The 18590-nt window shown below is 58.2% G+C and carries 20 protein-coding genes; 16 read left to right on the top strand and 4 right to left on the bottom strand.

Annotated elements, in window-relative coordinates:
• Positions 1-63: 63 nt before the first annotated feature.
• Complete coding sequence (gene hmpA, locus MKS11_RS15435) at positions 64-1254, bottom strand: NO-inducible flavohemoprotein (protein ID WP_064794946.1); 1191 nt, start codon at positions 1252-1254, stop codon at positions 64-66.
• A 325-nt stretch (positions 1255-1579) separates the two neighbouring features.
• Between hmpA and glyA the strand changes: the two genes are divergently transcribed.
• Positions 1580-2833 carry a serine hydroxymethyltransferase gene (gene glyA / locus MKS11_RS15430; RefSeq protein ID WP_002914027.1) on the top strand — a complete coding sequence of 418 codons (1254 nt, stop codon included), beginning with the start codon at positions 1580-1582 and terminating at the stop codon, positions 2831-2833.
• Between the two features lie 55 nt (positions 2834-2888).
• Here the strand turns inward: glyA and MKS11_RS15425 are convergent, their stop codons facing one another.
• The gene (locus MKS11_RS15425; RefSeq protein WP_004201855.1) at positions 2889-3311 is read right to left on the bottom strand and encodes a DoxX family protein; all 423 of its coding nucleotides are present in this window, start codon (positions 3309-3311) and stop codon (positions 2889-2891) included.
• 300 nt (positions 3312-3611) lie between these two features.
• On the opposite strand from MKS11_RS15425, the gene MKS11_RS15420 reads away from it, so the two are divergent.
• A complete protein-coding gene (locus MKS11_RS15420; RefSeq protein ID WP_087771187.1) occupies positions 3612-4748 on the top strand; it encodes a 3-phenylpropionate MFS transporter in 1137 nt (378 codons plus the stop codon).
• On the opposite strand, the gene csiE is transcribed toward MKS11_RS15420, so the two are convergent.
• Positions 4745-6022, bottom strand: coding sequence for a stationary phase inducible protein CsiE (gene csiE / locus MKS11_RS15415; RefSeq protein ID WP_087771186.1), 1278 nt, complete (start codon positions 6020-6022; stop codon positions 4745-4747). The two genes, MKS11_RS15420 and csiE, sit on opposite strands and share 4 nt — an antisense overlap.
• A 124-nt stretch (positions 6023-6146) precedes the next feature.
• On the opposite strand from csiE, the gene MKS11_RS15410 reads away from it, so the two are divergent.
• The 3 genes from MKS11_RS15410 to MKS11_RS15400 all read left to right on the top strand — a co-directional run bounded on the left by MKS11_RS15410 (position 6147) and on the right by MKS11_RS15400 (position 8692).
• Entirely contained in the window at positions 6147-6785 is a 639-nt protein-coding gene (locus tag MKS11_RS15410; protein WP_004201860.1) for a DUF1007 family protein, read from the top strand.
• Positions 6776-7756 carry a nickel/cobalt transporter gene (locus MKS11_RS15405; protein WP_004201862.1) on the top strand — a complete coding sequence of 327 codons (981 nt, stop codon included), beginning with the start codon at positions 6776-6778 and terminating at the stop codon, positions 7754-7756. The genes MKS11_RS15410 and MKS11_RS15405 overlap by 10 nt, the downstream gene beginning before the upstream one ends.
• 99 nt (positions 7757-7855) lie before the next feature.
• Positions 7856-8692 carry a hypothetical protein gene (locus MKS11_RS15400; RefSeq protein WP_049003911.1) on the top strand — a complete coding sequence of 279 codons (837 nt, stop codon included), beginning with the start codon at positions 7856-7858 and terminating at the stop codon, positions 8690-8692.
• A gap of 46 nt (positions 8693-8738) precedes the next feature.
• Here the strand turns inward: MKS11_RS15400 and suhB are convergent, their stop codons facing one another.
• Positions 8739-9542 (bottom strand): inositol-1-monophosphatase, encoded by an 804-nt coding sequence (suhB, locus tag MKS11_RS15395; protein WP_002913995.1) that lies wholly within the window; start codon positions 9540-9542, stop codon positions 8739-8741.
• Positions 9543-9662: 120 nt separating this feature from the next.
• Here suhB and trmJ point away from each other — a divergent pair, with 120 nt between their 5' ends.
• From trmJ to sseB, 11 genes are all read left to right on the top strand, one after another.
• Positions 9663-10397, top strand: coding sequence for a tRNA (cytosine(32)/uridine(32)-2'-O)-methyltransferase TrmJ (gene trmJ / locus MKS11_RS15390; RefSeq protein WP_017900427.1), 735 nt, complete (start codon positions 9663-9665; stop codon positions 10395-10397).
• 252 nt (positions 10398-10649) lie between these two features.
• Positions 10650-11141, top strand: coding sequence for a Fe-S cluster assembly transcriptional regulator IscR (gene iscR / locus MKS11_RS15385; RefSeq protein ID WP_002913993.1), 492 nt, complete (start codon positions 10650-10652; stop codon positions 11139-11141).
• 178 nt (positions 11142-11319) lie between these two features.
• Positions 11320-12534 carry a cysteine desulfurase gene (gene iscS / locus MKS11_RS15380; protein WP_017900428.1) on the top strand — a complete coding sequence of 405 codons (1215 nt, stop codon included), beginning with the start codon at positions 11320-11322 and terminating at the stop codon, positions 12532-12534.
• Between the two features lie 26 nt (positions 12535-12560).
• Positions 12561-12947, top strand: coding sequence for a Fe-S cluster assembly scaffold IscU (iscU, locus tag MKS11_RS15375; protein ID WP_002913991.1), 387 nt, complete (start codon positions 12561-12563; stop codon positions 12945-12947).
• A gap of 17 nt (positions 12948-12964) precedes the next feature.
• Complete coding sequence (gene iscA, locus MKS11_RS15370) at positions 12965-13288, top strand: iron-sulfur cluster assembly protein IscA (protein WP_002913979.1); 324 nt, start codon at positions 12965-12967, stop codon at positions 13286-13288.
• A gap of 74 nt (positions 13289-13362) precedes the next feature.
• On the top strand, positions 13363-13878 hold the full coding sequence (gene hscB, locus MKS11_RS15365; protein WP_004201868.1) for a co-chaperone HscB: 516 nt from the start codon (positions 13363-13365) through the stop codon (positions 13876-13878).
• A 15-nt stretch (positions 13879-13893) separates the two neighbouring features.
• Positions 13894-15744 (top strand): Fe-S protein assembly chaperone HscA, encoded by a 1851-nt coding sequence (gene hscA, locus MKS11_RS15360; RefSeq protein ID WP_004201870.1) that lies wholly within the window; start codon positions 13894-13896, stop codon positions 15742-15744.
• A gap of 1 nt (position 15745) precedes the next feature.
• On the top strand, positions 15746-16081 hold the full coding sequence (gene fdx / locus MKS11_RS15355; RefSeq protein WP_004201872.1) for an ISC system 2Fe-2S type ferredoxin: 336 nt from the start codon (positions 15746-15748) through the stop codon (positions 16079-16081).
• Position 16082: 1 nt separating this feature from the next.
• Complete coding sequence (gene iscX, locus MKS11_RS15350) at positions 16083-16283, top strand: Fe-S cluster assembly protein IscX (protein ID WP_002913954.1); 201 nt, start codon at positions 16083-16085, stop codon at positions 16281-16283.
• Positions 16284-16390: 107 nt separating this feature from the next.
• A complete protein-coding gene (gene pepB, locus MKS11_RS15345) occupies positions 16391-17677 on the top strand; it encodes an aminopeptidase PepB (protein WP_284109616.1) in 1287 nt (428 codons plus the stop codon).
• A 96-nt stretch (positions 17678-17773) separates the two neighbouring features.
• On the top strand, positions 17774-18550 hold the full coding sequence (gene sseB / locus MKS11_RS15340) for an enhanced serine sensitivity protein SseB (protein ID WP_004201877.1): 777 nt from the start codon (positions 17774-17776) through the stop codon (positions 18548-18550).
• Positions 18551-18590: the final 40 nt, after the last annotated feature.

Here is an 18590-nt window from a genome sequence, read left to right as displayed (position 1 = left end):
CGTTGCAGTATTGCCGGGTGGCGCTGCGCTTACCCGGCCTACAAATCCCCGCGGCGTCGGGGCTTACAGCACCTTATGCGGGCCGAAGCATTCGTAATGAATGTGGTCTTTATTGACCCCTAATTCTACCAGCTGCTTCGCTGCAAACTGCATAAACGCTACCGGGCCGCAGAGATAATACTGCATCTGCGGGTCGCGAATAGTTTCCGCCACCGCCGCTAAATCCATCAAACCTTCGCTATCAAAACGTCCTGCCTGACGGTCAGCCTCGCTCGGGTTGCGATACCAGACGTGAGCGGTAAACGCCGGCAGCGCCGCGCCGAGCGCCTGCACCTCATCGGCAAAGGCGTGGACCTCGCCATTTTCCGCCGCATGGAACCAGTTCACCTGACCCTGATGATGGCTCTTCGCCAGCGCATCCAGCATCGCCAGCATCGGCGTTTGCCCGACGCCGCCTGAGATCAGGGTGACCGGCGTCTGCGGTTCGACGTTAAGGAAGAAGTCCCCGGCCGGCGCAGCCAGATAGACCACATCGCCTTCGCTGGCATGGTTATGCAGCCAGCTGGAAACCTGGCCGCCTTCCTCGCGTTTAACCGCGATGCGGTAGCCCTTACCGTCCGCTTTGCGGGTCAGGGAGTACTGGCGAATTTCCTGATATTCGAAGCCTTCCGGCTTCAGCCAGATGGCCAGATACTGCCCAGGCTGGTAATCGGCGACCGGCTGGCCGTCGACCGGCTCGAGCTCAAAGCTGGTGATAAGCTGGCTGCGCGGGGTTTTCTTCACGATGCGGAACGCGCGAGTCCCTTCCCAGCCGCCGGTTTTACGGGCGTTTTGCTGATAGATCTCGGCTTCGCGGCCGATAAAGACGTTCGCCAGCACCCCGTAGGCTTTACCCCAGGCATCGAGCACTTCCTGGCCCGGACTGAACATTTCATCGAGGGTCGCCAGCAGATGACTGCCAACAATATTGTACTGCTCCGGTTTGATCTGGAAGCTGGTGTGTTTCTGGGCGATCTTTTCCACCGCCGGCAGCAGGGCAGGCAGGTTATCGATATTGCTGGCGTAGGCGGCAATGGCGTTGAACAGCGCTTCTCGCTGGTCGCCATTGCGCTGGTTGCTCATATTGAAGATCTCTTTGAGCTCCGGGTTATGCGCGAACATCCGATCGTAGAAATGGGCGGTTAACTTTGGTCCAGTCTCTACCAGCAGAGGGATGGTGGCTTTGACCGTAGCGATGGTTTGAGCGTCGAGCATAGTGTGCTTCCTTGGGTGTTATCTTAATGATGTATTTTAAATGCATCTTAAGGAAATAACCCTGCGTTGTAAATGGTTCTTTAACACTTTCCGCTGTTGCAGTTACAACATGAAGAATTTGCATCACAATCCTGAAAAGAAATCCGTTGATACTGAGAGAGGCGTTATTGCTCAAAGCCTTGTGTCATGCGGAGCCAAACGTTTGCGTAAAATCCTTTGTCAAGACCTGTTATCACAGAATGATTCGGTTATACTGTGGGCCGTTGTCCAATCGGACCGCCTTTTTAGGCCGAAATTTTATTGTTAGCTGAGTCAGGAGATGCGGATGTTAAAGCGTGAAATGAACATTGCCGATTATGATGCCGAACTGTGGCAGGCTATGGAGCAGGAAAAAGTACGTCAGGAAGAGCACATCGAACTGATCGCCTCCGAAAACTACACCAGCCCGCGCGTAATGCAGGCGCAGGGCTCTCAGCTGACCAACAAATACGCTGAAGGATATCCGGGCAAGCGTTACTACGGCGGCTGCGAATACGTCGACGTGGTTGAGCAACTGGCTATCGACCGCGCGAAAGAGCTGTTCGGCGCTGACTATGCTAACGTCCAGCCGCACTCCGGCTCCCAGGCTAACTTTGCCGTCTACACCGCGCTGCTGCAGCCGGGCGACACCGTGCTCGGTATGAACCTGGCGCAGGGCGGCCACCTGACTCACGGCTCCCCGGTTAACTTCTCCGGCAAACTGTACAACATCATCCCTTACGGTATTGATGAGTCCGGCAAAATTGACTACGACGACATGGCGAAGCAGGCTCAGGAACACAAACCGAAGATGATCATCGGTGGTTTCTCCGCTTACTCCGGTATCGTTGACTGGGCAAAAATGCGTGAAATCGCTGACAGCATCGGCGCTTACCTGTTCGTCGATATGGCGCACGTGGCAGGCCTGATTGCCGCTGGCGTATACCCGAACCCGGTTCCGCATGCTCACGTCGTGACCACCACCACCCACAAAACCCTGGCGGGTCCGCGCGGCGGCCTGATCCTGGCGAAAGGCGGTAGCGAAGAGCTGTATAAGAAGCTGAACTCTGCGGTATTCCCAAGCGCGCAGGGCGGCCCGCTGATGCACGTTATCGCGGCGAAAGCGGTGGCGCTGAAAGAAGCGATGGAGCCAGAGTTTAAAGTTTACCAGCAGCAGGTTGCGAAAAACGCCAAAGCAATGGTGGAAGTGTTCCTGAACCGCGGCTACAAAGTGGTGTCTGGCGGTACTGAGAACCATCTGTTCCTGCTGGACCTGGTGGATAAAAACCTGACCGGTAAAGAAGCTGACGCTGCCCTGGGCCGCGCCAACATCACCGTCAACAAAAACAGCGTGCCGAACGATCCGAAGAGCCCGTTCGTGACCTCCGGTATCCGCATCGGTTCTCCGGCTGTGACTCGTCGCGGCTTTAAAGAAGCGGAAGTCAAAGAGCTGGCTGGCTGGATGTGTGACGTGCTGGACAATATCAATGACGACGCGGTCATTGAGCGTGTGAAAGGCAAAGTGCTGGATATCTGCGCCCGCTTCCCGGTTTACGCGTAAGCGTTAGCGTTGACATCAAAAAGGCCGCGTTTGCGGCCTTTTTTGCATCTGCAGATTAGCGACGGTCGAGGGAGATTGCCCCTGGGCCGGTGATTGCCAGCAGCAGGAAGGCGCCGGCGATGCTGACGTTTTTCCAGAAGTTAATCATGTTCGGCAATACCGCATCGCCAGTCATATCCCAGTAGTGATGGCCAATCACCGCCGTGCCGAGGGTGTAGAAGATAAAGATGACCGCCAGCGGGCGGGTGAAAAAGCCCAGCACAATTAAAATCGCGGCAGGCACTTCCATAATGACGGCGATAATCGCCGCCAGGGTCGGCATCGGCGCGCCGGAGGCGGCCATGTATTGCACCGTACCGCTAAAGCCCAGCAGTTTGGGGTAGCCAAAAAGTAGAAACAGAACCACCACGGCGATGCGGGCGATGAGCAGTAGCAGAGAGCGGGATGCGCCAAAATCAAAATAGCGGAGTGTGTTCATAATCAGCTCGTTATGAGAGACGTGTGATTTAAACGTAATACACAAAGTTGCCAGCCGCCATAGCAGGAAAATAATAATGTCGCGCTTCGTTTCATTAGGATTTCGCCGTATCGTTGGTCGCACTTTGATGCCCGGTTATCGGATTTTATTTAATACAACCGGTGACGGAGTGGGGAGTGCTCCGTGATGCGCGTCACGATTTAAAGACAAATGTACTCAACTTCCATATAGAGAGTGAGACACAGGTTTACTCACGATGGGGTTTATCGCCAGACTATCGCCACCATTCGGGAGGAAATCATGGTCTTGCACTCCACGCGCTGGCTGGCGCTCAGTTATTTCACTTACTTTTTTAGCTACGGTATTTTTCTGCCCTTCTGGAGCGTCTGGCTGGCCGGCAACGGGCTGACCCCGGAAACCATCGGCATTTTGCTTGGCGCCGGTCTGGTGGCCCGTTTTCTCGGCAGCCTGCTGATCGCCCCGCGGGTGAGCGACCCCTCCCGGCTGATCGCCGCGCTGCGCGTGCTGGCGCTGTTAACCTTGCTCTTCGCGCTGGCCTTCTGGGCCGGCAGCCACGTGGCATGGCTGCTGGCGATTATCATCGGCTTCAACCTGTTCTTTTCACCGCTGGTGCCGCTGACGGATGCTCTGGCCAATACCTGGCAAAAGCAGATCACCATGGACTATGGCCGGGTGCGGCTATGGGGCTCCATCGCCTTTGTGATTGGTTCGGCGCTGACCGGTAAGCTGGTGAGCCTGTTCGATTACCGGGCGATCCTGCTGATGCTAAGCCTGGGCGTCGCCTCGATGCTGCTCGGCATGTTGCTTAAGCCGTCGGTGATGCCTCAGGGGGCGTCGCGCCCGCAGCAGGGGGCCGGAATGGCGGCCTGGCTGACGCTGGTGCGCCAAAGCTGGCGCTTTCTCGCCTGCGTTTGTCTGCTGCAGGGGGCGCACGCCGCCTACTATGGCTTTAGCGCCATCTACTGGCAGCAGGCCGGCTATTCTGCCTCGGCGGTCGGTTATCTGTGGTCGTTAGGTGTGGTGGCGGAAGTGGTGATCTTCGCGCTAAGTAAAAAGGTGTTCCGCCGCTTTAGCGCGCGGGATCTGCTGCTGCTCTCTGCCCTGTGCGGGCTGGTTCGCTGGACGCTGATGGGCTGGACCACAGCGCTGCCGGGGCTTATCCTCGCGCAGATCCTTCACTGCGGGACCTTTACGGTGTGTCATCTGGCGGCGATGCGCTATATCGCCGCCCGCCAGGGCAGCGAAGTGATCCGCCTGCAGGCCGTCTACTCCGCGGTGGCGATGGGCGGGAGTATCGCCATTATGACCGTCTTCGCCGGCTTCCTCTACCAGCACCTGCACCAGGGCGTGTTCTGGGTAATGGCGCTGCTGACCATCCCGGCGTTGGCTATTCGGCCAAAAACGGTGGCGGCCTAGTCCTCGAGCATCGCGCAGATATGCTGCTGCTGGCGTTCGGTGAAGCAGTTCTCCGCGTGGATCAGCGGCGGTGAAAACAGCGGCAGCGCCGTCGCATAGGGAGTGACGATAAGCGTCACCCCTTTGGGCGCGCCTTCCTTCTGAAAGCGCTCTACGCTCTGGTATTTGATATTCAGCGGCAGCAGCGTCAGTTCGCGCAGCTGCTGCTCCAGGGCCGCTTCTATATCCGGATTATCATCGGTCAGCAGCAGAACCTGCTTCTCATGCAGGTCGCTTTTCTGCATCAGCCAGGCGCCAAAGATCACCGCGATTAAGCTGGTCTCTTCCTCATTAAAACGGACGTGCCAGGCCTCCTCGAATTCGCTCAATGCCGCCTGGGTGGTGCGCAGTAAACGAGGATAGAGCCGGCTCACTTCCTCCGTGAGCGTGCTGTCGATGCCGATGGCAAACACGCTGCGGATCAATGCCTGCGACAAGTGAATATAAAGCTGGTCGCTCAGCCCCTGCTCGTCACTGAACGACCTGCCGGCGAGCATCTGGAAGCGGTGGATCAGGCCGGAAATAGCCAGCCGCAGGCGTCGATCCTGCGGGTGACCATCGCGAAGCGGATCGGGGGTTTTGAGCATCATAAACAGCAGCGAGAGGAAAAAAGGCTCTCCGACATGCGGCGGAGCGCCGACCCGGCGCTGCCAGTGGCGGACAATCTCCTGCGCCAGAGTGAACTCGGCGGCGGTCTGCGCCCAGCGTTGCTGTTCATCATTGAAGTCGGGTGAATAGCCCCGGTGATGCTCAAGCAGGCAGTACTGCAGGTACAGGCGCAGAAACTGGACGTCCCGGCAGTCGAACTGGCGATTGAGCGCTCGCGCGCAACGGTTCACCAGCGCCTGCAGGTTGGTATCATCGTACAAGGTACGGGCGATGCCTTCCTGTTTAAGCTGCGTTTTCAGCGCCGGGGTAAAATGATGGTTAACGAACTGCGGGCACAGGCGCAGCCCCCGCCGCAGCGCATGCAGCAGGCATAAACGTTGGTCGAGCGCGGCGCCTTCAATCCGATAGCTGCCGTCCACCTGTGACCGAAGGGTCAGGCGGTGGTAACGCTGAATTTCGCGTCCGGTCTCCTCGATATCCTGCCGGGCCGTGGTCTCATCAACGAGGTTGATTCTGCCAAGCCGTTCAGTCGTTACCGACTGTCCGGGCAGATAAAACATCAGGAGCACCTGGCTACGGCGCTGTGGACTGGAAAGCGCAGATGGTGGTTCAATGACGGTCATCATCTGGTAAGTTCCAGTTAGGGTTTCCGCTAAGGATAGACAATGACGGCGGCGGGGGCAGGGAAGTGCGCCCGCTTTAGCTCAGGATTGCTGGCGAAGTTCACAGAATTTTTCACGTGAGGAACAGATGAACAGAGTGAAACAATGCACCAGCGCGGCGTTTTTCATGGTTTTATCATGGACAGCCGCTGCGCATCCGCATAGCTTCATCAGTTTGCAGAGCGAGCCGGTGGTCAAAGACGGCCTGCTGAGCGCCTTTAAAATGCGCTGGACAATGGATGAAATAACCTCATCGGATCTGCTTTACGACGCCGGAAACGCTAAACCGGGCAGCGAAGTATGGAAAAAACTGGCGGCGGAGGTGATGGCCAACGTGCTCGGCCAGCACTATTTCAGCGAGCTGTGGCACAACGGCCAGCGGGTGAAATTTGACAATCGCCCCGACGGCTACGGTCTTGAGCGCGACGGCTTGCAGGCGGTACTGACCTTCACCCTGCCGCTGGCGACGCCGCAACCCGTTGCCGGGCAGACATTTACCTTTTCCACTTTCGATCCGACCTACTATGTCGATATGTTTTATGACAAAGATAGCGATTTTTCCCTGCCCGCCGCGCTGCAGGCCGTCTGTAAGGCAACGGTGATGACGCCAAAACCGAATGACAAAATGCTCTCATACGCCCAGTCGCTGGATAAAGCGGATGCGCCGCCTGAGGATATGGCGCTGGGCAGCTATTTTGCCCAGAAGGTGACGCTGACATGTCAGTAATTTTTACCCCCCGCGCGCGAACTTCGCGCTGGAAAGCGCTGTGGCCGCTGGCGCTGCTGCTGGCCGTGAGCGTAACGGGCGGCATCTGGCTGTGGCTGGCCTGGCCGCAGGTGCTGATGCAGAGCGCGGTCTGGCAGCGCGCGCTCAATCTGGAGCTCAGCCGCCTGCTGCAGGCGGTGGCGGAGAACCCGGCTGCGGCGGGGCTGTCGCTGCTTGGATTCAGCTTCGTTTACGGGGTGCTGCATGCCTTAGGGCCCGGCCACGGCAAAATTGTCATTACGACCTGGCTTGCCACCCATCCCTCAAAGCTGAAATCGAGTATTAACCTGACGCTGGCCGCCTCTTTGTTGCAGGGGCTGGTGGCTATCGCGCTGGTGGTGGTGGTGCTGGCGCTACTGCAGCTGCCAGCGCGCCAGCTGCATCTCAGCAGTTTCTGGCTGGAGAAGGGGAGCTATTTGCTGGTGGGCGCGTTAGGTCTGCTGCTCTGCTGGCGGGCGCTGAAAAAGCTGCGTCTGCTGCTGAGCCGGCCAACGTTTACCGCGTTCACCCCGCATCATGTTCATAACGAACACTGCGGCTGCGGGCATCAGCATCTCCCGGCCCCGGAGCAGCTGCAGGCCGGCGACGACTGGCGGGCCCGCACCGTGATAGTCCTGTCGATGGGCATGCGTCCCTGCTCGGGGGCGATCATGGTCCTGCTGTTCAGCAAAGTGATCGGAGTGTTCAGCTGGGGGATGGCGGCGGCGCTGGCGATGGCGGCAGGGACCTCATTGACTATCACGGCGCTGGCGCTGCTGGTGCACAGTTTTCGCCAGCTGGCGGTGAAGCTGGGTCAGCATCAGGCGCCGCCGCTGTGGCGCCAGGTAGGCTGGCTGACGCTGGCGCTGGCCGGCGGCGTCATTTTGCTGGCGGCGGCAGGCGTGATGTGGTTCAGCGCCGTCCCGGCCGGCGGCGGGATCCGTCCGTTTTAGCCAGGCGTCGGGCGCAAATCCGAAAGTGGGCGCCGGCGCTTGCCGCTGACGCGGCGATGCTCTAGTTTTCCGCTTTTCGGCGGATGACAAGGAGTCGCTATGGCCGCAAATATCGTTTCTCCCGCGCAGAGCGGGCGGTTCTATTATGGCTGCGCCGGCGCCGCCGGGCTGCTGGCGGGCCTGGCGATCGTCTTCTGGTTTCCAGCCCTGGCCAGCTGGTGGCCGTCCGATCTGGTGCGCGTCTACCACGCCATGCCGTATGTTATGCGATTCGGGGTGGCGAGTGTCGCGGATATCCCGCTGGTGGCCTACGCCACCCTGACGCTGTCAGGCTTCGTGCTGGCCTTTTGCCATCCCGGGCACAGTAAACTGCCCATCGTCGCCTGGGCTGTGCATAACCAACCCTCGCCGCGGGAGATGGTCGACTGGATCCTGCGCAGTTGGGCGTTGCAGTTCGGTTTTCTGGTGATCATTTTCTGGCGTTTCGCGTTTATGAGTAAGCTAAGCAGCGACAGGCTAATGCAGATTGCGGGCATCTGTAACGACGTTTGCTATCTGGCCACGCTGGTGCTGGCAGCAATACTGCTGCGCGACGGCTGGCGCGGCGTTAAAGGCGTTGCCGCACCGGCAGGCAATATTCGCATTCCGCTGATCGTTGCCCTGAGTTTTTATCTGCCGTTTCAGCTGGTATGGATTTTACTCAGTGCGCAGCAGTATGAGCTGCCGCTGTGGGGATGGCTGCTGCTGGTTCCGGCGATGGTGGGCGTGCTGCTCGCTCGCCTGGCGACGGTAGGAATCGCGCTGTGTTTCCGGTGCTGGCTGGGGCCGCAGGGCTGCCTGCGCTGGCGCGGACCGCTGGCTTTATTTAGCGGCCTGACGGTGCTCTGTATTGGCGGTAATGCGGTGATTCGCCAGATCCTGAGGATGCTGTCATGACATAAAAAAAGGAAGCCGCGGCTTCCTTTTTGACATCAGTAAGAGATTAACGCTTCAGCGCATCGCTCAGCTGCTCGCGCATGTTCGCCAGCATCGCTTTTACCACGCGCGGGTTACCGGCAACGATGTTACCCGTCAGCATATAGTTATGACCGCCGGTGAAGTCGCACACGATAGCGCCTGCTTCACGAGCGATCAGCTCGCCTGCGGCGAAATCCCATGGTTTCAGGGCGATTTCAAAGTAACCGTCAACGCGGCCGGCGGCAACGTAGGCCAGATCCAGTGCGGCGGAGCCGGTACGGCGGAAATCGGCGCATTCGGTGAACATGTTGCCGAGAATATTCATGTAAGTGGTGGCGTGCTGCTTCGCCTTGAACGGGAAGCCGGTCGCGATGATGGTGCCGTCGAGGTCGCGAGCGTTGCTGCCGCGCAGACGGTAGCCGTTCAGCTGCGCGCCCTGGCCGCGGGTCGCGGTGAACAGTTCGTTACGCATCGGATCGTAAACCACCGCGACTTCAGTACGGCCTTTGATGCGTACGGCGATGGAAACAGAGAAGTGCGGCAGACGTTTAACGAAGTTGGTGGTGCCATCCAGTGGATCGATAACCCATTGAACATCCTGCTCTTCACCAGCGTGTTCACCGCTTTCTTCGGTGATAATGGTGTGCTGCGGGTAAGATTTGCGAATGGTTTCGATAATAATCGCTTCGGCGGCTTTATCGACGTTGGTCACAAAATCATTGCTGCCTTTCTGGCTGGTTTCTACGGTGTCTGGCGTTTCGTAGTGTTTGGCAATTAAATTACCCGCCTTGCGCGCGGCGCGCACGGCGATGTTCAGCATCGGATGCATCGGTCTCTCTCACTGGATGTTAAAGAACGGGAAAAAACGGCGCATATAATAACAGCGAAATCTGCTTATGTCTCCGTTTTATGGTAGCATGCCCGAATAATCTTTAGCCGAAGAACCATAATGCTGCAAAATATTCGAATCGTACTGGTAGAAACTTCCCACACCGGCAATATGGGCTCCGTTGCCCGCGCGATGAAAACCATGGGCTTAACCAACCTGTGGCTGGTCAATCCGCTGGTGAAGCCTGATTCCCAGGCCATTGCTCTGGCTGCGGGCGCCAGCGACGTCATTGGCAACGCGCAGATCGTCGATACCCTTGATGAAGCGCTGGCGGGCTGTAGCCTGGTGGTTGGCACCAGCGCGCGCTCCCGCACGCTGCCGTGGCCGATGCTCGACCCGCGCGAATGCGGTCTGAAAAGCATCGCCGAAGGCCAGCATGCGCCGGTGGCGCTGGTGTTTGGCCGCGAGCGCGTTGGCCTGACTAACGATGAACTGCAGAAGTGTCACTACCATGTGGCCATCGCCGCCAACCCGGAGTACAGCTCGCTGAACCTGGCGATGGCGGTGCAGGTTATCGCCTATGAAGTGCGGATGGCCTGGCTGGCGGCGCAGGAGCAAGCGCAGCCGGCGGTTGAACATGAAGAGGCGCCGTACCCGCTGGTGGACGATCTCGAGCGATTCTACGACCATCTTGAGCAGACGCTGCTGGCGACGGGCTTTATCCGCCCGAATCATCCGGGGCAGGTGATGAACAAGCTGCGTCGTCTGTTCACCCGCGCACGTCCGGAAAGCCAGGAGCTGAACATCCTGCGCGGCATGCTGGCGTCTATTGAGCAGCAGAATAAAGGTAAGTAAGAGCGTTAACGCCGGATGGCGCTTCGCTTATCCGGCCTACGAATCTACATCTCTGTTGTAGCCCGGGCGAGGCCTTTGGCCGACCCCGGGAGCGGCTCGAAATTAATAACGGCACGGAAAGCCAAATACCTGACTAAAACAGTCAAGTAAATAGTTGACCAAATTACTCGGGAATGTCAGACTTGGCCCTGCTATGCAATACCCATATTAATAAAAAGCCCGGCCAGGGGCGAGTTTGAGGTTAAGTAAGACATGAGACTGACATCTAAAGGGCGTTATGCCGTGACCGCGATGCTTGACGTTGCGCTCAACTCTGAAACGGGCCCGGTGCCGTTGGCAGATATTTCAGAGCGTCAGGGAATTTCGCTTTCCTATCTGGAACAGCTGTTCTCTCGCCTGCGTAAAAATGGCCTGGTTTCCAGCGTTCGTGGCCCAGGCGGTGGTTATCTGTTAGGTAAAGATGCCGGCAGTATCGCCGTCGGCGAAGTCATCAGCGCCGTGGACGAATCCGTTGATGCCACCCGTTGCCAGGGCAAGGGCGGCTGTCAGGGCGGCGATAAATGCCTGACTCACGCGCTGTGGCGCGATCTGAGCGAGCGTCTGACCGGCTTCCTGAACAATATCACCCTCGGAGAACTGGTGAATAACCAGGAGATCCTCGATGTTTCCGGTCGTCAGCATCAGCACGAAACCCAGCGCAATGCGCGCACCCAGGACGCGATCGACGTTAAACTGCGCGCCTGAGTGACCCGTCCCGTTTCGGGCTGCGGCTGACAGGGCGAGGCAGCGCGAAACGGCGGGACAACGATTATAAAGAGCTTTCAGAATCAGGCCGGGATGCTCCGACATTCCGTGTACTCGGTCGTACATCAAGCCGGTTGCCTGATTCCTTGCATTGAGTGATGTACGGAGTTTAAGAGCAATGAAATTACCGATTTACCTCGATTACTCCGCAACCACGCCGGTGGACCCGCGTGTTGCCGAGAAAATGATGCAGTTCCTGACCATGGACGGGACCTTTGGTAACCCGGCCTCTCGTTCCCACCGTTTTGGCTGGCAGGCTGAAGAGGCGGTTGATATCGCCCGCAATCAGATTGCCGAGCTGGTCGGTGCCGACCCGCGCGAAATCGTCTTTACCTCTGGTGCGACTGAATCCGACAACCTGGCGATCAAGGGTGCTGCCAACTTTTATCAGAAAAAAGGCAAGCACATCATCACCAGCAAAACCGAGCATAAAGCGGTTCTGGATACCTGCCGTCAGCTGGAGCGCGAAGGCTTCGAAGTGACCTACCTGGCGCCGCAGAGCAACGGGATTATCGATCTGAAAGAGCTGGAAGCGGCGATGCGTGACGACACCATCCTGGTTTCCATCATGCATGTGAATAACGAAATCGGCGTGGTGCAGGATATCGCTACCATCGGCGAGATGTGTCGCGCCCGCGGTATCATTTACCACGTAGACGCCACCCAGAGCGTGGGCAAGCTGCCTATCGATCTCAGCCAGCTGAAAGTGGACCTGATGTCCTTCTCCGGTCACAAAATCTACGGTCCGAAAGGCATCGGCGCGCTGTACGTGCGTCGTAAGCCGCGCATTCGTATCGAAGCGCAAATCCACGGCGGCGGCCACGAGCGCGGTATGCGTTCCGGTACTCTGCCTGTTCACCAGATCGTCGGCATGGGTGAAGCTTACCGTATCGCCAAAGAAGAGATGGAAAGCGAGATGGCGCGTCTGCGCACGCTGCGCAACCGTCTGTGGAACGGCGTGAAGGATATGGAAGAAGTGTACCTCAACGGCGACCTTGAGCAGGGCGCGCCGAACATTCTTAACGTCAGCTTCAACTATGTTGAAGGCGAGTCGCTGATTATGGCGCTGAAAGACCTGGCGGTTTCCTCCGGTTCAGCCTGTACTTCCGCGAGCCTTGAGCCATCCTACGTGCTGCGCGCGTTAGGCATGACTGATGAACTGGCGCACAGTTCTATTCGTTTCTCTTTAGGTCGTTTCACTACCGAAGAAGAGATTGACTACGCCATCAACCTGATTCGTAAATCCATTGGCCGTCTGCGCGAGCTTTCTCCACTGTGGGAAATGTTCAAACAGGGCGTGGATCTGAACAGTATTGAATGGTCACATCACTAATTCGGCACCAATAAGGAGAATTCATCATGGCATACAGCGAAAAAGTTATCGATCATTACGAGAACCCGCGCAACGTCGGCTCTTTTGACAACAGCGACGAGAACGTCGGCAGCGGCATGGTCGGCGCGCCGGCCTGCGGCGACGTGATGAAGTTGCAGATTAAAGTCAACAATGAAGGTATCATTGAAGACGCGCGCTTCAAGACCTACGGCTGTGGTTCTGCTATCGCTTCCAGCTCCCTGGTCACCGAGTGGGTGAAGGGTAAATCCCTGGACGAAGCGCAGGCGATCAAGAACACCGATATCGCCGATGAACTGGAACTGCCGCCGGTGAAAATTCACTGCTCTATTCTGGCGGAAGACGCGATTAAAGCCGCGATTGCGGATTACAAAAGCAAACGTGAAGCAAAATAATTAGTTGAGGTTTTGTTATGTCGATTACTCTTAGCGACAGTGCAGCAGCGCGAGTCAATGCCTTCCTGGCAAACCGCGGAAAAGGGTTTGGCCTGCGCCTGGGCGTGAGAACCTCCGGCTGCTCAGGTATGGCCTATGTACTGGAGTTTGTTGACGAGCCGGCGGCTGAAGACACCGTGTTTGAAGACAAAGGCGTGAAGGTCGTGATCGACGGCAAAAGTCTGCAATTCCTCGACGGCACGCAGCTGGACTTCGTCAAAGAAGGCCTTAACGAAGGGTTTAAGTTCACCAACCCGAACGTCAAAGATGAGTGCGGCTGCGGCGAAAGCTTTAACGTATAATCGGTACACCCCAACCCCACCGCGGTCACGCCGCGCGTGGGGTTTTCGTTTAGATGCATGACCCTGAGGTTACTATGGACTATTTCACCCTCTTCGGGTTACCAGCCAGCTATACCCTCTCGCTTGAACAACTGGCTGTCCGGTATCAGGATCTGCAGCGCCAGTACCATCCGGATAAATTTGCCAGCGCGCCCGCTGCGGAGCAGCTTGCGGCGGTTCAGTATTCCGCCACCATTAACCAGGCCTGGCAGACGCTGCGCCATCCCCTGACCCGCGCAGAATACCTCCTCTCGCTGCATGGCTTCGATCTGGCCAGCGAGCAGCATACCGTTCGCGATACCGCGTTCCTGATGGAACAGCTGGAACTGCGCGAAGAGTTGGATGAGATCGGCCAGGCGAAAGACGAAGCGCGGCTGGAAAGCTTTATCAAACGAGTGAAAGCGCTGTTTGATACCCGCCATCAGCTGATGGTTGACCAATTGCATAATGAGAGCTGGGAGGCGGCGGCGGACACGGTGCGTAAGCTCCGTTTCCTCGATAAACTGCGCAGCAGTGCTGAAGAACTCGAAGAAAAACTGCTCGATTTTTAATTTTCGGAAGCAATTATGGCCTTATTACAAATTAGTGAGCCCGGCCTGAGCGCCGCGCCGCACCAGCGTCGTCTGGCGGCCGGTATCGACCTGGGCACCACCAATTCTCTGGTGGCTACCGTGCGTAGCGGCCAGGCCGAGACTCTGCCCGATCATCAAGGCCGCTATCTGCTGCCGTCGGTGGTGAACTACCACGCATCGGGGCTGACCGTCGGCTATGACGCCCGGCTGAACGCCGCCCAGGATCCCGCCAACACCATCAGCTCCGTGAAACGGATGATGGGGCGCTCCCTCGCCGATATCCAACATCGCTATCCGCATCTGCCGTATCAGCTGCAGGCCAGTGAAAACGGCCTGCCGATGATCCAGACCGCCGGCGGCCTGCTGAACCCGATTCGCGTCTCCGCCGATATTCTGAAAGCGCTGGCTGCCCGGGCCACTGAAGCGCTGGCCGGCGAGCTCGACGGCGTGGTGATCACCGTTCCCGCTTATTTTGATGACGCCCAGCGTCAGGGGACCAAAGACGCGGCGCGTCTGGCGGGTCTGCACGTGCTGCGCCTGCTTAATGAACCGACCGCGGCGGCTATCGCCTATGGCCTTGATTCCGGCCAGGAAGGGGTGATTGCGGTCTACGATCTCGGCGGCGGCACCTTCGATATCTCTATTCTGCGCTTAAGCCGCGGGGTGTTTGAAGTGCTGGCTACCGGCGGCGATTCCGCTCTCGGCGGCGATGATTTCGATCATCTGCTGGCGGACTACCTGCGCGAGCAGGCAGGCTTCAGCGACCGTAGCGACAACCGCCTGCAGCGTGAGCTGCTGGATGCCGCCATCGCGGCGAAAATTGCCCTTAGCGATGCCGAGGTGGCGCACGTTGAGGTCGGCGGCTGGCAGGGCGATATCACTCGCAGCCAGTTTAACGATCTGATCGCCCCGCTGGTAAAACGCACGTTAATGGCCTGCCGCCGGGCGTTGAAAGACGCTGGCGTTGAGGCGCAAGAGGTGCTGGAAGTGGTGATGGTCGGCGGTTCGACCCGCGTGCCGCTGGTGCGCGAGCGCGTAGGCGAATTCTTCGGCCGCACTCCGCTGACCGCCATTGACCCGGACAAAGTCGTCGCCATTGGCGCGGCGATCCAGGCCGATATTCTGGTCGGCAACAAGCCGGACAGCGAACTGCTGCTGCTCGACGTTATCCCGCTGTCGTTAGGGCTGGAAACCATGGGCGGTCTGGTGGAGAAAGTGATCCCGCGTAATACCACCATTCCGGTGGCCCGCGCCCAGGAGTTCACCACCTTCAAAGATGGCCAGACGGCGATGTCCATTCATGTGATGCAGGGCGAGCGTGAGCTGGTGCAGGATTGCCGTTCGCTGGCGCGCTTTGCGCTGCGCGGTATCCCGGCGCTGCCGGCGGGCGGGGCGCATATTCGCGTCACCTTCCAGGTGGATGCCGATGGCCTGCTGAGCGTCACGGCGATGGAAAAATCGACCGGCGTGGAAGCCTCTATTCAGGTGAAACCGTCTTACGGTCTGACCGATGGCGAAATCGCCACCATGATTAAAGATTCGATGAGCTACGCCGAACAGGATATTCAGGCGCGCATGCTGGCTGAACAGAAAGTAGAAGCCGCACGCGTCCTGGAAAGCCTGACAAGCGCGCTGGCCGCCGACGCCGCGCTGTTAAGCGCCGCGGAGCGTCAGGCTATCGATGCTGCTGCGGAGCAGGTACGCGCCGCCGCGGCAGGCGACGACGCCGACGCCATTAAAGAAGCGATTAAAAATATCGACACACAAACCCAGGAATTCGCCGCCCGCCGTATGGATCAGTCGGTCCGTATCGCGCTGAAAGGCCAATCCGTGGACGAGGTTTAAAATGCCAAAAATTGTATTTCTGCCCCACCAGGACCTGTGTCCGGATGGCATCGTTGTGGAAGCTGAGACCGGTGAGACTATTCTGGATGCGGCGCTGCGTAGCGGCATCGAGATTGAACACGCTTGCGAAAAATCCTGTGCCTGCACCACCTGCCACTGCATCGTGCGTGAAGGCTTTGACTCGCTGGCGGAAAGTACCGAAGATGAAGACGATATGCTGGATAAAGCCTGGGGACTGGAGCCTGACAGCCGCCTGAGCTGCCAGGCGCGCGTCACCGACGAAGATCTGGTCGTTGAGATCCCGCGTTACACCATCAACCACGCACGCGAGCACTAATATGGCACTGAAATGGACCGACAGTCGTGAAATCGGCGAAGCGCTGTATGACGCTTACCCTGACCTCGACCCAAAAACCGTTCGCTTTACCGACATGCATCAGTGGATTTGCGATCTGGAAGAGTTTGATGATGATCCGAACGCATCCAATGAAAAAATTCTCGAGGCGATTCTGTTAGTCTGGTTAGACGAAGCCGAATAATTTTCGCGTCATGATTTATGCGGCGGTATAAAGTCGGATGAATCATCGAGCGAGAGAACGTTACGGGCTGCCATACGGTGGCCCGTTTGCTAAGAAGGATAATGATAATGACCGAAGCCATGAAGATTACGCTTTCCACTCAGCCAGCCGATGCGCGCTGGGGAGAGAAGGCGTCTTACAGCATTAATAATGATGGCATTGCCCTGCATCTCAACGGTAAAGACGACCTGGGCTTGATTCAGCGCGCGGCGCGTAAAATTGACGGCATGGGCATCAAGCATGTCGCGTTAAGCGGCGAAGGCTGGAACACCGACCGCGCGTGGGCGTTCTGGGCGGGCTATAAAGGCCCGAAAGGCACCCGAAAAGTTGAATGGCCGACCCTGGACGATGTGCAGAAAAGCGAGCTGGATAACCGTCTGACCATTATTGACTGGGTGCGCGACACCATCAATGCGCCGGCGGAAGAGCTGGGCCCGGAACAGCTGGCGCAGCGCGCCGTCGACCTGCTGTGCAGCGTGGCGGTCGAAAAGATGAGCTATCGCATCACCAAAGGCGAAGATCTGCGTGAGCAGGGCTATCTCGGCCTGCACACCGTCGGCCGCGGCTCCGAGCGTCCGCCGGTTCTGCTGGCGCTGGACTATAACCCGACCGGCGATAAAGAAGCCCCGGTATACGCCTGTCTGGTAGGTAAAGGCATCACCTTTGATTCCGGCGGCTACAGCATCAAACAGAGCGCCTTTATGGATTCAATGAAGTCTGATATGGGCGGCGCGGCGACTGTCACCGGCGCTCTGGCTTTCGCCATTACCCGCGGGCTGAATAAGCGCGTGAAGCTCTATCTGTGCTGCGCCGACAACCTGATCAGCGGCAACGCTTTCAAACTGGGCGATATTATTCATTATCGCAACGGCAAAACCGTCGAAGTGATGAACACCGACGCCGAAGGTCGTCTGGTGCTGGCGGATGGCCTGATTGACGCTTCGGCGCAGAAGCCTGAGCTGATCGTCGATGCCGCCACCCTGACCGGCGCGGCGAAAACCGCCCTCGGCAACGACTACCACGCGCTGTTCAGCTTTGACGATGCGCTGGCGAATCGCCTGCTGGCGAGCGCCCAGGCGGAAAATGAAGCGTTCTGGCGTCTGCCGCTGGCCGAATTCCACCGTAATCAGCTGCCGTCTAACTTCGCGGAACTGAACAATACCGGCAGCGCCGCCTATCCGGCCGGCGCCAGCACCGCGGCGGGCTTCCTGTCCCACTTCGTGGAAAACTACCACCAGGGCTGGCTGCATATCGACTGTTCGGCAACCTACCGCAAATCGGCCGTTGAGCAGTGGTCGGCGGGCGCGACGGGGCTTGGCGTACGTACTATCGCCAATCTGCTGACGGCTGAGTAATGGCCTTGCCGGGTAGCGCTACGCTTACCCGGCCTGGAAAATCCGCAGGCCCGTGCGGACGTCGCGCCGCCGGGCGATTTTTGAAGTAGCCAAACTATGTCCGAAACCAAAAACGAATTAGAAACCCTGCTGGAAAAAGCGGCTACCGAGCCCGCTCATCGTCCGGCATTTTTCAGCGCGCTGCTTGAGGCCACCGTCTGGGTACCGGGCAGCGCAGCCGATGGCGAGCAGATTGTTGAAGATAGCGCGCTGGATCTGCAGCACTGGGAAAAAGATGACGGCACGTCGGTCATTCCGTTCTTCACTTCGCTGGAGGCCCTGCAGCAGGCGGTGGAAGACGAACAGGCTTTCGTGATGATGCCGGCCCGCACGCTGATGGCGATGACTCTCGGCGAATCGCTGTTCCTCAACCCGAAGCTGCCGAGCGGTAAAGAATTCACCCCGCGGGAAATCAGCCATCTGCTCGGGGAAGAGGGCAGCCCGCTCAGCACCCAGACGGTGCTGGAGGGGGGCGAAGCGCTGCTGCTGTCTGAAGTCGCCGAGCCGCCGGCGCAGATGGTGGATTCGCTGACCACGCTGTTCAAAACGCTGAAAACCGTCAAGCGGGCGTTCCTGTGCTCGATCAAAGAGCACGCCGACGCGCCTGCTAATCTGCTTATCGGCATTGAAGCGGAAGGGGATATCGAGTCCATTATTCAGACCACCGGCAGCGTGGCCACCGATACCCTGCCCGGCGATGAGCCGATCGATATTTGCCAGGTGGTAGACGGCGAGAAGGGCATCAGCCACTTTATGATTGCCCATATCACGCCGTTCTATGAAAAGCGCTGGGGCAGCTTCCTGCGCGATTTCAAACAAAACCGCATTATCTGACAGCGGGGGCGCCAGCCCCCGGTTTCGCTATACTTTCAGC

The organism is Klebsiella sp. K5-45, from assembly GCF_030128605.1.
In the GTDB taxonomy this organism is placed as follows: domain Bacteria; phylum Pseudomonadota; class Gammaproteobacteria; order Enterobacterales; family Enterobacteriaceae; genus Klebsiella; species Klebsiella quasipneumoniae.
Note: the sequence above shows the minus strand (reverse complement) of the source record. Positions and strands in the feature narration are given on the sequence as shown.